Below are 14,087 nucleotides of genomic sequence, written 5' to 3'. Positions count from 1 at the left end.
CAGAAGTGATGTCTTGGTAGTTCAACCAATTCGACAATCCGGCTCGCGCTGCCCGCGCGTTCCGGCATGGCGGAGACGCTAACGCTGCACGACGTCCTGATTACTGTGGTTGGAGGCCTGCTGCGGCCCGCGCGCGCCCATTGCCGCGATCTCCGTCTTAAGCAGGGCGCCCGGGCGCACGCGCTGGAGGCCGTTAACGACGATGCGGTCGCCGGACTTCAGGCCCGCGGTGACGATGCGCAAGCCATCGACCGCGCCCCCGAGCGTGATCGGCCGATAGACCGCGCGGCTGTCGTCGCCGACCGCCATCACGAACTTCTTGTCCTGGTCGGTGCCGATCGCGCGCTCGTCGATCATGACCAGCGCCTGCTGCTTTGGCTGGCCCATGCGCACGCGGGCGAACTGACCGGGGATGAGACGCCCGTCCTCGTTTCTGAACACCGCGCGGACACGGATGGTGCCGCTCTGGCCGTTGACCTGGTTGTCGATGAGCTGGATGTGGCCCTTGGCCGAGAGGCCGCCTGAGGTCGTCATCTCCACCGGGATCTGGTCTAAATTGCCGCGCTTGCCGGAGGCATCTGCGATCGAGTTCAGCGCCCGCAGCACCACCTCCTCATCCGCATCGAACGACGCGTAGATCGGATTGACCGAGACCAGCGAGGTCAGCACGGGGGAGGCGGTGCCGGCGGCGACGAGATTGCCGACGGTGATCTCGATCTTGCCGACGCGGCCGTCCACGGGCGCGCGCACCTCGGTGTAGTCGAGATTGAGCTTTGCGGTCTGGAGCGTCGCCTCGGCCGCCTTCACGTTGGCGATGGCCTCGCGGTAGGCATTGTCGCGCTGGTCGTAGTCGCGCCGCGTCACCACGGCGTTGCCGACCAGCTGCGCGCCGCGCTCGAGCTCGCTCTGCGTGAACACCACGCGCGCTTTCGCCGCTTCGACCTGGGCGGCGGCCTTGTCGACCTCGGCCGCGTAAGGCGCCGGATCGATCTTGAACAGAACGTCACCGGCCTTCACCAGCGCGCCTTCGGTGAAGTTGGCCGACAGGATCGCGCCAGCCACGCGCGGGCGAAGCTCGACGCGTTGGATCGCCTCGAGCCGGCCGGAGAAATCGTCCCACAGCACCGTCTGCTTTGGTTCGATCAGCGCGACAGTGACGGGGACGGCTTGCTCGGCCGCGGCGGTCGCGGTCGCCTGCGCGGCACGAAAGTAATGGCCGGTCGCGATCGAGCCGGCTACGACGAGAGCGCCCACGATGGCGATACCGCCGAGAAGGCGGCGGACACGGCCAGGGCGAGAGGTATTTTGGGAGGGGGGCATTTGCGCGCTCCAGATATGTAGTGTTCACTACAGATGTGGAGCTGGATACCGCAGCGCAAGATACTTATGTACCGTCCGCTAAGAAAATTGTAGCCGCTTACCGCAAGAGTTGGCAAGTGGAAGAGAAAATAAAGCGAGAACAAATAGATAGGATCAGGCGTTAGGTCAGGGACGACGCCGATTTCGAGGAGAACAGGCACATGGGCATGGGACGCCCCCGCGAATTCGACGCCGAGACGGCGTTGGATCAGGCGATGGAAGTGTTTTGGCGCCATGGCTATGAGGGTGCCACGATCGCTCAGTTGACCGAGGCTATGGGCATCAATCCGCCCAGCCTCTATGCCTGTTTCGGCAACAAGGAAGGGCTGCTGAAGGCCGCGCTCGACCGCTATACAAAACTGCGCAACGTCTGGATGGACGAGGTGGTGGCCGCGCCCACAGCCCGCGACGTCGCCGAACGGATGCTGATGGGCATCGCCGACAAGCAGACCGATCCGGCCAACCCGCCCGGCTGCCTGCTCGTGCAGGGCGGCATTGCGTGCGGCACCGGATCAGAGAGCGTCCCCTTCGAGCTCGCCGCCCGCCGCGCGGAGAACGAGGACCAGCTTCGCGACCGTTTCATCCGCGCCAAGGCCGAAGGCGATCTCAAGCCGACCTCGGATCCCGCGGCACTCGCGCGCTACGTCTCGGCCGTCTCGGTCGGCATGGGCGTGATGGCGTCCTCAGGCTCCGATCGCGAGGCATTGCAGCAGGTCGCGAGCGTGGCCGTGCAGGCGGTCGAGGCACAGTCGGCCGACAGAACTTAATCGCCCTCGATCAGCTCGCCATTACTTTGCAGCCAACAACGGCGGCGGGACGAAGCCGCCGAACTCGCGTTCGATCAGTCCGGCGAGCGCAATCGTCGTGCGATCCTCGAGATAAGGCCCGATGATCTGGACGCCGATTGGCAGGCCCGATGGCGTGCGCTCGATCGGAACGGCCGTTGCAGGCAGTCCGCAGGTCGAAGCGGGGTCTGCCCAGATGAAGCACGCATCGGCATAGGGATAGAGCTGTCCATCGATATCGAGTTGCCGCGCGTCGAACGGCTCGGACTGGTCCTGTGGAAAGGCCGGCACGGCGCCGGCCGGGTAGATCACTGCGTCGAAATCGCGGAACAGCTCCTGCCACCGTTGTTGCAGCCGCAAGCGCGTCGCATCGGTCGCGAGCCATTCGCGATGGATCATGCCCCAGCCGCGCGCGCGCTCGGCCTGCAGGCTGCGGTCGTCGGGCGAGAGTGCCGCGGCAACGCCTTGCGCCTCTGCGAAGGCGGCCGGTGTCAGGCGTGGACTTCGCGCCGCGTTCAACAGCTTCATGTAGAGCCGCGCGGATTCGGCGAGATCGGGCAGTGACGCACTCGAGCGCGCGACCCGTGCGCCTGATCGTTCGAGCCGTTCCGACAGCCGCCCGATGGCGGAACGCACGGCATCGCCCGTCGGCATCAACGGATGCGTATCGATCACGAGGATCCTGAAATCCCTGAGCCGGTCGTGTCGCGGGGCCGGCAGCGCAAGACGATAGCCGATCCCGTCGCGCGTCTCATCCGGCCCCGCGATCACGTCGAGCGCGAGTGCGAGATCCGAGGCGGTGCGCGTCATCGGCCCGACGACAGCCAGATCGCCCTGGCCAGGCACGGGCGGCGCCGGCGGCAGGTTGTATCCGCGCAGCGGGACCAGGCCGTGGCTCGGCTTGTGTCCGAACACACCGCAGAAATGTGCCGGCACCCGGATCGAGCCGCCGATATCCGAGCCGATCGAGAGCGGACCGAACCCTGCGGCCAGCGCCGCGCCCGATCCGCCTGAGGAGCCGCCGGGCGATCGGCCGAGATCCCACGGATTGTTCGTCGTCCCGTAGATCTCATTGTAGCTCTGAAAATCCCGCAGACCGATCGGGATATTGGTCTTGCCGATGATGACAGCGCCCGCCGCCTTCAACCGCGAGACGACAAGGGCGTCTTCCGCCGGTTGGAAATCCCTGAACTGCGGAAAGCCCCATGTCGTCGGCAGGCCGGCGACGTTGAATGGTTCTTTCAACGTCACGGGGATGCCGAGCAATGGCTGCCGCTCGCCGCGGCCAAGCGCGGCATCGGCGGCGCGCGCGGCGTCTCGTGCGTGATCGAAATCGCGAACGATGACGGCATTGATCCGCCCGTCCAGCGCCTCGATGCGCGCGATCGTATGCTCGATCAACTCCGACGCAGAAATGTTGCGCGCGTGTAGGGCGCTCAGCAATGTGCTGATCGAACCATAGTCCCAGTCAGTGGCGGTCCATCCGGGCGGCATCACGATCTCCATTGTCTTGCATCGCCGCGTCGATGTCGCTCGGCTGCAAATCGATCCGAGTATCGAGCATGCAATTTGGCAGATGGGATGAGGAGGCCGCGCAACGGGAACCAGATCTGTCCGCCGGTCGGGGGCCGAAGGCGGCGCCCGGCCATCAGATCGCGGGATACGCACTCTTGCGGCGCTCTATGGGCTCTGTACGCGCTGCTACTCACGTGGCATTGGGGGCGGTGAAGCCTGGATACTGACGAGCATGTTCGCCCTGACATTCCTTGGGACCTCCGCCAGCGTTCCGTCGGCGGAGCGCAACCATCCGGCTCTCCTGGTGGAGGCGGCGGGCAAGCGCGTCCTCATCGATTGCGGCGAGGGTACGCAGCGCCAGTTGCTGCGCAGCGGCGCGGGCTTTCGACGGCTTGGCCGCATCCTGCTGACGCATGCCCATCTCGATCACGTGCTCGGCATCCCCGGTCTCTTCTCGACGCTGGGGTTGCGCCAGCAATCGGACGTGATGACCGTCCATGGAGGCCAGGGCACGCTCGACATCGTCACCCGCATGCTTGCCGGCCTGTGGGGCGCGGGCAGGGCGCCGATCCCTGTGGAGTTCGCACCGCTAGCCGAAGGACAGGTTATCGACGCCGGCGACTTCACCATCGACTGCTTTCCGGTTCGCCACCGCGACACCGACAGCTTTGGTTTTTGCTTCCAGAGTCCCGCACGTCGCCATCTTGAGCGGGAGCGCCTCGCCGAACTCGGTGTTCCCGATGGGCCGCTACGTGGAGAACTGGCCGCGGGACGACCAGTCGTGATCGCCGGCCGTACGATCGATTCGGAAGACGTTCTGAGGCCACCGAGCGGCGGCAGGAAGCTCGTGGTCATCGGCGACACCGAAACTACCGACGGGCTGTCCGAACATGTCGCCAACGCCGATCTGCTGGTGATCGAGGCGACCTTCCTCGATCGAGACGCCGCGACCGCACGGGATTATGGCCACCTCACCGCACGCGAGGCGGCTTCATTTGCCGCTGCGAACAATGTCGGGCAACTCGTGCTGAATCACATGTCGGGGCGTTATCGGGACGAAGAGATTTTGGCCGAAGCGACCATGATTTTTCCGAACACGCGGATCGCCGCCGACTTCGATCGCATCGTGATTTAGCGGCCGCTCAAATAGAGCGCAACCTCTGACGATCTGATTGTGAGCTGCCTATCTGGAGTGGCTGGGGAACTAGGATTCGAACCTAGACAAACAGAGTCAGAGTCTGTTGTGCTACCGTTACACCATTCCCCAACGGAATAGCCGAACAAATTCAATGACTTGTTGATTTGTCCGGCTGTGGCCGATGGCACTTATCGCGCAAATCACGGCTCAGGCGTGGGAGGGTTTCTACCCGCTCGGCTGTGGGCTGGCAAGCGCTGCGAGGAAGGGTGTTTTGCGGTCCACTTGGGGCGTGCGGGCCGTGGGATCGCGGACTCCGGCGGCGCGCCCCGGCGGCGCGCGACCGTTTGCCTCATCCGAAAATCACGCTTCCTGGTCGGATCGTCAGGCGCCGCATCGTCCTTCGGACACACACACCAAGGAGATCCGTGATGCCCTATGTCGATGGTTTCGTGCTGGCCGTGCCGAAGGACAAGATCGAGGCTTACAAGGCGCTGGCGAAAACGGCCTGCGCGATCTGGATGGAGCACGGTGCGCTCGATTACGTCGAATGCATCGGCGACGACGTGCCCTATGGCGAGCTCACCTCGTTTCCGCGTGCCGTGATGGCGAAGGAGAACGAGATCGTGGTGTTTTCCTGGATCGTCTATCGCGACCGGGAGACTCGCGACGCCGTCAACAAGAAGGTGATGGCGGACCCGCGGCTGAAGTTGGACGGCATGCCGTTCGACGGCAAACGCATGATCTATGGCGGCTTCACGACGCTGCTGAGGGCGAGCGACCCCGTGTGGTGAGGGCGCTGACCAGCCCACACGTCGCTGCTTGTCAATGCAGCCTCGTGGCAAGCCGTCACTTGCCGATATAGCCTTTAAGTCAAGGCCGGCCATCTCGTGCACGACCTCAACATCGGCGGCAGTCATCAGATCGTCCGCTCGGAGCGCAAGATGCCGTCGGCCGCGACCGAGGCAGCCCGGTGTCGCATTGCGTGACGCCGTTCGAATTCGAAGGACGGCTCTCGCGCGTCACCGTCACCATGCACGACGACCAGAAGCTCGACGGCGACGCCGTCGGCAACGCGCAGATGGCGCGGCAGTGAACGCGCGAAAGAGCTACTTGATCTTGTCGTAGGCCGCCGCGAAATCGCCGAGCGGCATCGGGATCGCGATCGTTTCCTTGGCCATGTTCTGGAAGGAGACCTTGAGCTGTTTGCCAGACCGCAAGGTCGCAAGCAGGTCCGGTGCGATCGGCGTCGAGGCGTAGCAGCCGCGGTTCTCGCAGGTCTGGATCTGGAGATCGATCGTCTTGCCGTCGTCGACCTGGAGCTTGGCGCCGATGGGAAGGTTGAGGCCGAGCGGCAATTGCAGCAGCGCCACCGGTGTGCGGGTGTCGGGCGCGATGCGGATGTTGATCAGGACGATGGTCTGGCCGGTCTTGGTCAGGACCGCGTTCTGCTCCATCGCGCATTCGAGCGGTGCGTCGCGGCTGACGCTGGTGCAGCGCACGACCCAGCCGGGCTGCTGCGCCGGAGCGCCGTCAGCCTGCGGTTGCGCCGGAGCCGGTGCGGGCTGTGCCGCCGGGGCAGAGGGAGCCGCGTTCTTCTTGGCGCCTTGCTGGGCATGCGCGGCACCCGCCGACAACAGGACAGCGGCGATAAGGGCGACAAGTCTGGATTGCATGGGCATGGCAAAACCGCGTTGACGTGAAGCGAGGGCCTCGCTGTAACGTCGTGAGGCGCGCGGTGCAAGCTGCTACTCGGCAGCTTCCTTAACGGTGCCGTGCTCGACTGTCTCGTCGCCTTCGCCGTCACCCTTACGGCCCCAGCCCGAGAACCAGTTGTTGAGCTCGTCGAGATAGAGATAGACGACCGGGGTGGTGAACAACGTCAGCGCCTGGCTGACGATCAGACCGCCGACCATGGCGTAGCCGAGCGGCTGGCGAATCTCGGCGCCGGTACCGTGGCCGAGCATCAGCGGCACGCCGCCGAGCAGGGCAGCCATCGTCGTCATCATGATCGGACGGAAGCGCAACAGCGCCGCCTGCCGGATCGATTCCGCCGGTGTCTTGTGCTCGTCGCGCTCCGCAGCGATGGCGAAGTCCACCATCATGATGCCGTTCTTCTTCACGATGCCGATCAGCAGAATGACTCCGATCAAAGCAATGAGGCTGAACTCGAAGCCCGCCGCCATCAGGATCGCGAGCGCGCCGACACCGGCCGAGGGCAGGGTCGACAGAATCGTGATCGGATGGATGTAGCTCTCGTAGAGGATGCCGAGGATCAGATAGACCACGACCAGCGCGGCGAGGATGAGGAGCGGCACGGTGCCCAGCGACTGCTGGAACGCCTGTGCCGTGCCCTGGAAGCTCGAATTGAGCGTCGGCGGCGCGCCGAGATCGGCCATCGCCTTCTGCACGGCCTCCGTGGCCTGACCGAGCGCGACGCCCTGGGCGAGGTTGAAGCTGATCGTGATCGCCGGGAACTGGCCCTGGTGGCTGATCGAGAGCGGGCGGACCGGATCGGTGCTCCAGGTCGCAAATGTCGACAGCGGCACCTGGTCGCCGGTCAGCGGAGATTTCAGGTAGAGCTTGTTCAGGCTCTCGAGGCTGCCCTGCATCTCCGGCAGGATCTCGAGGATCACCTTGTAGGTGTTGAGCTGGGTAAAATACTGCGTGACCTGACGCTGTCCGAAGGCGTCGTACAGCGTGTCGTCGATCAGCTGCGGCTGGATTCCATAACGCGCTGCGGTATCACGATTGATCTTGAGCTGAACCGTGGTGCCCTGGGTTTGCTGGTCTGTCGCGACGTCGCGCAGTTGCGGCAAGGTCTGCATCTTGGCGAGGATCTTCGGCGCCCAGTCGTTGAGCTCAGTGAGATCGGCGTCCTGTAGAGTGAACTCGAACTGCGTACGCGTCGGGCGGCCGCCGAGCCGAACGTCCTGAGCCGCCTGCATGTAGAGGCGGGCGCCGGACACCTTCTCGAGCTTGGGACGCAGCCGGGCGATGATCTGCTGCGCGGAGGCTTCGCGTTCGTTGCGCGGCTTCAGCGTGATGAACATGTTGCCGTTGTTGCCGGCGCGGCCGCTGCCGCCGATGTTCATCGCGATGGATGCGATGTCGGGATCGTCCATCACGATCTTGCCGAGCTCGACCTGGCGGCGCTGCATCTCCGCGAACGAGATGTCCTGGGAGGCTTCCGAGGTCGCGGTGATCAGGCCGACGTCCTGTTGCGGGAAGAACCCTTTCGGGATCAGCACGAACAGATAGACCGACAGGGCGAGAGTCGCGAAGAAGATCGTGAGCGTGGTGCGGCGCCAGGCCAGGGCATGGTCGAGCACCCATTCGTAGCCGCGCAACATCGCATCGAAGCCGCGCTCGCTCCACTGGTAGAATTTGCCGTGGGTGACCTCGCCATGGGCGCGTAGGAAGCGTGAGGCCATCATCGGCGTCAGGGTCAGCGACACGAACATCGAGACGAAGATCGTCATCGCCAGCACGACGGCGAATTCGCGGAACAGGCGTCCGATGATCCCGCCCATCAGCAGCAGCGGAATCAGCACCGCAACCAGCGAGATGCTGATCGACACGATGGTGAAGCCGATTTCCTTCGAGCCCTTGAAGGCCGCCGCCATCGGCGATTCGCCTTCCTCGATGTAGCGCGTGATGTTCTCCAGCATCACGATGGCGTCGTCGACGACGAATCCGACCGCGATGGTGAGCGCCATCAGCGACAGATTGTCGAGCGAATAGCCGAACACCCACATCAGCGCGCAGGCGCCCAGCAGCGCTAGCGGCACCGTGATGGTGGGAATGACGGTCGCCCAGAAGCTGCGCAGGAAGATGAAGATGACCATGACCACCAGCGCAATGGTCAGCAGCAGCGTGAACTGGACGTCTTCGACCGCGGCGCGGATTGTCGTGGTGCGGTCGCTGATGACCTCGATCTTGATCGCGGGAGGGATCGCTGCGACGAGGCGAGGCAATGTCGCCTTGATCCGGTCGACGGTCTCGATGACGTTGGCGCCGGGCTGCTTGAACACCACCAGGAACACGCCGCGTTTGCCGTTGGCCCAGGCCGCCTGCTTGGCGTCCTCGGGGCCGCTGACCGCCTGGCCGATGTCGCGGATCCGCAACGGACCGCCGTTGCGATAGGCGATGATGACGTCGTTCCAGTCCTTGGACTGGGTCAGCTGGTCGTTGGCGTAGATCGTGTAGGCGCGTTTGTCGCCGTCGATGTTGCCCTTCGGACTGTCGACCGTGGTGATCGCGATCTGGCTGCGCACGTCCTCCATCGACAGGCCCTTGGCGACGAGTTTCGCCGGGTCGATCTGGATGCGGATAGACGGCTTCTGCTGGCCGCCGATGAAGACCTGCGCCACGCCGGAAAGCTGGCTGATCTGCTGGGCGAGCTGGGCATCGACCGCGTCGCTGACGCTGGTCAGCGGCATTGTCTCGGAGGTTGCCGACAACAGCAGGATCGGCGCGTCGGCCGGGTTGACCTTGCGGTAGGTCGGCGGCGAGGGCAGGTTCTTCGGCAGCTGACCGCTCGCGGCGTTGATGGCGCCCTGCACGTCGTTGGCGGCGCCGTCGATGCTGCGGTTGAGGTCGAACTGGATGGTGATCGACGCGGTGCCCAGATAGCTCGTCGAGGTCATCTGGGCGATGCCGGGAATCTGGGCGAATTGCCGTTCGAGCGGCTGGGCCACCGACGAGGCCATGGTCTCCGGGCTGCCGCCCGGCAGATTGGCGGTGATCTGGATGGTCGGGAAGTCCACCTGCGGCAGGGGCGCGACGGGCAGCAGGGGATAGGCGACGAGACCGACGAAGAGAATGCCGGCCATCAGCAGCGAGGTGCCGATGGGATAACGGATGAAAGGTGCCGAAATCCCGCCCGCGTTCATTCCCGTCGAACCTTGTTCTGGGCCGGATCCGTACTCGCCACGGCCGTGGAGACGAGGCTTCCGGGCTGGACTTTGAATTGGCCGCCGGTGATCACCTGCTGTCCGGGCGTGAGCCCTTCGTCGACGACCGAACGTCCGTCGATGGCGTAGCTGACCTTGATCTTGTGCACCTCAGCCTTGTTGTCCTGATTGACAGTATAAGCGTAGAGGCCGTTGGTGGAGTGCTGGACCGCGTCATCCGGGACAACGGTCGCATCCTTCAGGGTGCGCACCAGCAGGCGCGTCGACACCGATTGACCGGGCCAAAGCGCGTGGTCCTTGTTCTCGAACACCGCCTTGAGCCGGATCGTGCCGCTGCTCGTGTCGACCTGGTTGTTGATGACCGCGAGCTTGCCCTCGGCCAGCGTCTTCTTGCCGTCGGTGGTGAAGGCGATCACCCTGAGCGCGCCAGTTTTCTGGCCCTCGCTGATATAGGGCAACTGATCTTCCGGCGCGGTGAAGATCACCGAGATCGGCTCGACCTGCGAGATCGTGACGATGCCGGTCTGCGTCGAGGAATTGACGATGTTGCCGACGTCGACCTGGCGCAGGCCCGCGACGCCGGTGATCGGCGCCTTGACCTGGGTGTAGTCGAGCTGCGTCTGCGCGTTGGAGATCGAAGCTTCGTCGGCGGCGATCTGCGCGGTGAGCTGGGCGACCGTGGAGCGCTGGGTGTCGACCCGCTGTGCGGTGGCGAATTCGCCGAGTTTCATGGCGCGCTGGAGCTCGAGATTGGCGTTGGCCAGATTTGCCTCGTCCTGGGCCTTCTTGGCCTTGGCCTGGTCGAGCGTGGCCTGATAGGGGCGGGGATCGATCGAGGCGAGGAGCTCGCCCTCCTTGACGATCTGGCCTTCGGTGAAGGCGATCTTGTCGATCTGGCCGTCCACCCTGGTCCGGACTTGGACGGTGTTGAAGCCCGCAACCGTGCCGAGACCGGTCAGGTAAACCGGAAAGTCCACCTTCTGGACCGGCGAAACGCTCACGGGGACGGCGGGCGGGCGCTGCGGCCCCTTCTGTGCGGTCTGGGTTTTTCCGGCGTCGGGCGAGCCGAATTTCTGCCAACCATAGTAACCCGCGGAGGCCACGGCCGCGACGATCAGAATCCAGAGGATCGGCCGGGACTTTTTCATTTCGTCTCGTGTCGGCTGGTATGCCCTTAGTTACGAATTTTGGGGCAATCATAGGGTTCCAGCGCGCTTGTATAATACACGCCAAGTTCCAGTGTAAACAGCACTATCGGCTGAGAATCCTAAACAATTGGAAAGCTTTGCACTGCTTAGGCAGCTCCGTGTCACTACGGTGTGCAGTGCTGCATTCCCCCGCGACGAACGATCCGCGAGTAAATCTTGTGCAATGCTCGGAAGCGGTGTGCGCGGGATAGGGATGCGCTGCGCGGGGCGGCTCGCAAGAACGGTTCTAAGTCGCGCGGAGGCCGTTTCGGTTGTCAGGCAAACCGGCATCAGTCATATCGGCGCGCCACAACGGGAGCGCAGGATGGACGAACTGAACGGCAAGCTGATCGCGTGTCAGATCCTGATCACGGGACTGATCGCACGCGTCGCCAACGAGCAGCGTGATCCCTTGCGCTTTCTCACCGACTTCCGCGACGAGATCAGAGCCGTCGTCGGCGGCGTCAACATTGCCGGCATGGACAACAGCGATCGCGTGCGCGCCGTGGCGCAGAAGACCGTCGACGAATTGTTCTCGCTGATGAAGCCGCCAAGTAGCGATTGACGATGCGCGCGCGATCGCCGATCTCGCGGCATTTTCGTGCGCTCTTTAGAACGAATCCAATCGTGCTTTAGAACGATTTCAAACTGCAGTTTAGAATCGCTTTGATCTGGACTTATTCAAGGGTTCTCGCGGCTTACTCGCATTGACCCGCTATTTTGCGGTCGATACCAACACTCCAATCGCTCGTCGAAGTGAATGGGCGAACAGGAATATGGGGCGTGTTGGTAATGGGGCAGGTGGTCGCACCGAAGTCGTTGCGTTCGGTCGCAGCATTCGATGAGAAGTTTACGAGCGTTTCCGGCAAGAAGGTCTCCGCAGTCGCCGGCCTGATCGCAGCAGCATCGGTGTCGAGCGGTGCGGAGGCGCAGCAGTCGAACCTGCCGCCGGTAACGGTCGATGCGCCGGTCGCGCGTCCGCGCCCGGCGGCTTCGAAGCCGACGGCGGACCAGGTCCGCGCGCGCAATGCGCTTCGCCGCGCCGCGCAGCGTCAGCAGGCGGCGCAGCAGACCGCTCCCACCACGCCGTCCGGCGAAGTCGACCGTAATCCGTATTCCGATCCGGCGGCGCCCTACAAGGTTGACCACGTCCAGGCCTCCGGCAAGTTTCCGGAGCCGATGCTGAACACGCCGAAGACCATCACCGTGCTCAGCAAGGAAGTGCTCGAGGACAAGAACGCCACGACGCTGAAGGAGATCGGGCGCTCGACCGCCGGCGTGACGCTGGGATCTGGGGAAGGCGGCAACGCGTTCGGGGATCGCTTCTTCATCCGCGGCTTCGATGCGCGCAACGACGTCTTCATCGACGGTATCCGCGATCCCGCGGTCTCGATCCGCGAGAACTTCTTCACCGAGCAGATTGAGATTCTGCGTGGGCCGGCCTCGTCCTACGCCGGCCGCGGCACCGCCGGCGGTGCCATCAACATCGTTACCAAGCAGGCTGGCGACGTCAATTTCAAGCGAATGGACACCGAGTTCGGCACCGACCGGACCAAGCGGGTCACGCTCGACGTCAACCAGGTCATCGATCCCACGTTCTCGGTGCGCGCCGGCGGCCTGTTCCAGGACGCCAACGTCGCCGGCCGCGATTACGTCACCGACAATCGCTGGGGTTCGTTCATCTCGACCAGGTATACCCCGACCAACGACATCAAGATCACGACGAACTACGTCCACACCGACCTCAGCGGCTATCCTGATTTCGGCGTGCCCTACTACAAGCAGGGCAACGTCCCAGTGACGTCGGCGGGCATTCCGCGTGGCAACTGGTACGGCTTCCTCAACCGCGACTTCCAGACCGCGCGGCAAGATTTCGGCACCGGCACGATCGAGTACAAGGTCAACGAGGCCATCACGCTGAGCAGCAAGGTGCGCGGCGAGCACTCGCTGCTGAATTATATCGGCACGCTGCCGCAGAACCCGGTTACGACGAGCCCCAATCCGCTGCTCTGGACGACGACGGCGAGCGCGCAGAGCCGCTACCAGAACGTGGACGTGTGGGCCAACCAGAACGAGGCCACCTTCAAGCTCGACACCGGCGGGGTCAAGCACACGGCGGTGTTCGGCGTCGAATATTCGAACGAGAATATCTCGATCGACCGTTACACCGGCCTCTCGTCGGAACTGTTCGGCGGCGGCTCGACCAGCAGCGGGGCGGTCACGGGGGTGAACCTTTACTCGCCGCAGTACACCTACATTCCCTTCAGCAACACGCCGTCGCTGGTTGGAAATCCGACGCGCTATGGCGTCAACACCAGCAGCGTCTACGTCATGGACACCGCGAACTGGCAGGACACGATCATCGTCAATGGTGGCGTGCGCTACGATGGCTACAGCCAGAGTTCGTCGACCAACGCGGACCATCTCAAGCAGAACGCCGATCTCGTCAATTACAACGTCGGCCTGGTCTACAAGCCGATGTCGATCGGCAGCCTCTATGCGGCCTATGCGACCTCCGCCAATCCGTTCGGATCGGAGCTTGATGCGACCGCCACCGATTACGGCGGCATTCCTGCCAACACGGCTATCTTGCTCGGGCCGGAGCGCAATAAGGCAGCCGAGCTCGGCACCAAATGGGAGCTAGCTGATCGCCATTTGCTGGTCAGCGCCGCGCTGTTCCAGACCACGAAGGACAATGCGCGCGAAACCGTCAGCGGCCTGCTGACTTCGGGCGCTGCCTACAGGATCCAGGGCATCGATATCGAGGCCGAAGGCAAGATCACCGATCGCTGGAGCATCTTCGGCGGCCTGGTGTTGATGCAATCGAAGGTCACGCAGAGCGGTGTCGCCTCAAATCTCGGCCTGCAGCTTGCCAACGTGGCTCATCAATCGTTCAGCATGCTGACCAAGTACAAGTTCGACGACGGCTGGGAGCTGGGCGGTCAGGCGGTGTACCGTTCGAAGGTGTATGGCGGCACGTTCGCCGCCAACACCGGCAACGAGCTGCCGAGCTACTGGCGCTTCGACGCGTTCGTCGAGAAGAAGATCGACAAGAACTGGACGATGAAGTTCTATGCCCAGAATCTCACCAACAAGCTCTACTACGACACGCTCTATCGCAGCGCGGTTCCCTTCGTCGCGGTCGCGCCGGGGCGGGCGTTCTACCTCATCACGACGGCGAAGTTCTGAT

At 63.8% G+C, this 14,087-nt stretch carries 10 protein-coding genes and 1 tRNA gene; 5 read left to right on the top strand and 6 right to left on the bottom strand.

Translation table 11 applies throughout. The features are described from left to right. Window positions 1-78 precede the first annotated feature (78 nt). Window positions 79-1,320 (bottom strand): efflux RND transporter periplasmic adaptor subunit, encoded by a 1,242-nt coding sequence (locus BRA1253DRAFT_RS06545; protein WP_007592370.1) that lies wholly within the window; start codon window positions 1,318-1,320, stop codon window positions 79-81. Between the two features lie 200 nt (window positions 1,321-1,520). Here BRA1253DRAFT_RS06545 and BRA1253DRAFT_RS06540 point away from each other — a divergent pair, with 200 nt between their 5' ends. Beyond that, window positions 1,521-2,126: a TetR/AcrR family transcriptional regulator gene (locus tag BRA1253DRAFT_RS06540; RefSeq protein ID WP_007592368.1), complete on the top strand. Its 606-nt coding sequence runs from the start codon at window positions 1,521-1,523 to the stop codon at window positions 2,124-2,126. 21 nt (window positions 2,127-2,147) lie between these two features. Here BRA1253DRAFT_RS06540 and BRA1253DRAFT_RS06535 read toward each other — a convergent pair whose 3' ends face one another. Next, window positions 2,148-3,638: an amidase gene (locus BRA1253DRAFT_RS06535; RefSeq protein WP_007592367.1), complete on the bottom strand. Its 1,491-nt coding sequence runs from the start codon at window positions 3,636-3,638 to the stop codon at window positions 2,148-2,150. 253 nt (window positions 3,639-3,891) lie between these two features. On the opposite strand from BRA1253DRAFT_RS06535, the gene rnz reads away from it, so the two are divergent. Then, entirely contained in the window at window positions 3,892-4,794 is a 903-nt protein-coding gene (rnz, locus tag BRA1253DRAFT_RS06530; protein ID WP_007592364.1) for a ribonuclease Z, read from the top strand. Between the two features lie 58 nt (window positions 4,795-4,852). Here the strand turns inward: rnz and BRA1253DRAFT_RS06525 are convergent. Next, window positions 4,853-4,926: transfer RNA gene (locus BRA1253DRAFT_RS06525), tRNA-Gln, on the bottom strand. A 299-nt stretch (window positions 4,927-5,225) separates the two neighbouring features. Between BRA1253DRAFT_RS06525 and BRA1253DRAFT_RS06520 the strand changes: the two genes are divergently transcribed. Then, window positions 5,226-5,588, top strand: coding sequence for a DUF1428 domain-containing protein (locus BRA1253DRAFT_RS06520; RefSeq protein WP_007592362.1), 363 nt, complete (start codon window positions 5,226-5,228; stop codon window positions 5,586-5,588). A gap of 315 nt (window positions 5,589-5,903) precedes the next feature. On the opposite strand, the gene BRA1253DRAFT_RS06515 is transcribed toward BRA1253DRAFT_RS06520, so the two are convergent. The 3 genes from BRA1253DRAFT_RS06515 to BRA1253DRAFT_RS06505 all read right to left on the bottom strand — a co-directional run bounded on the left by BRA1253DRAFT_RS06515 (window position 5,904) and on the right by BRA1253DRAFT_RS06505 (window position 10,858). Continuing rightward, window positions 5,904-6,476 (bottom strand): invasion associated locus B family protein, encoded by a 573-nt coding sequence (locus tag BRA1253DRAFT_RS06515; protein ID WP_035992875.1) that lies wholly within the window; start codon window positions 6,474-6,476, stop codon window positions 5,904-5,906. 66 nt (window positions 6,477-6,542) lie between these two features. Next, a complete protein-coding gene (locus tag BRA1253DRAFT_RS06510) occupies window positions 6,543-9,689 on the bottom strand; it encodes a multidrug efflux RND transporter permease subunit (RefSeq protein ID WP_007592357.1) in 3,147 nt (1,048 codons plus the stop codon). Further along, complete coding sequence (locus BRA1253DRAFT_RS06505; RefSeq protein WP_007592356.1) at window positions 9,686-10,858, bottom strand: efflux RND transporter periplasmic adaptor subunit; 1,173 nt, start codon at window positions 10,856-10,858, stop codon at window positions 9,686-9,688. Before BRA1253DRAFT_RS06505 ends, BRA1253DRAFT_RS06510 begins: the two co-directional genes overlap by 4 nt. A gap of 364 nt (window positions 10,859-11,222) precedes the next feature. Between BRA1253DRAFT_RS06505 and BRA1253DRAFT_RS06500 the strand changes: the two genes are divergently transcribed. Next, window positions 11,223-11,462, top strand: a complete 240-nt coding sequence (locus BRA1253DRAFT_RS06500) for a hypothetical protein (RefSeq protein ID WP_007592354.1) — start codon at window positions 11,223-11,225, stop codon at window positions 11,460-11,462. Window positions 11,463-11,689: 227 nt separating this feature from the next. After that, window positions 11,690-14,086, top strand: a complete 2,397-nt coding sequence (locus BRA1253DRAFT_RS06495) for a TonB-dependent siderophore receptor (protein ID WP_035992874.1) — start codon at window positions 11,690-11,692, stop codon at window positions 14,084-14,086. Window position 14,087 lies beyond the last annotated feature (1 nt).

It is taken from the genome of Bradyrhizobium sp. WSM1253 (assembly GCF_000244935.1).
In the GTDB taxonomy this organism is placed as follows: Bacteria; Pseudomonadota; Alphaproteobacteria; order Rhizobiales; family Xanthobacteraceae; genus Bradyrhizobium; species Bradyrhizobium canariense.
Note: the sequence above shows the minus strand (reverse complement) of the source record. Positions and strands in the feature narration are given on the sequence as shown.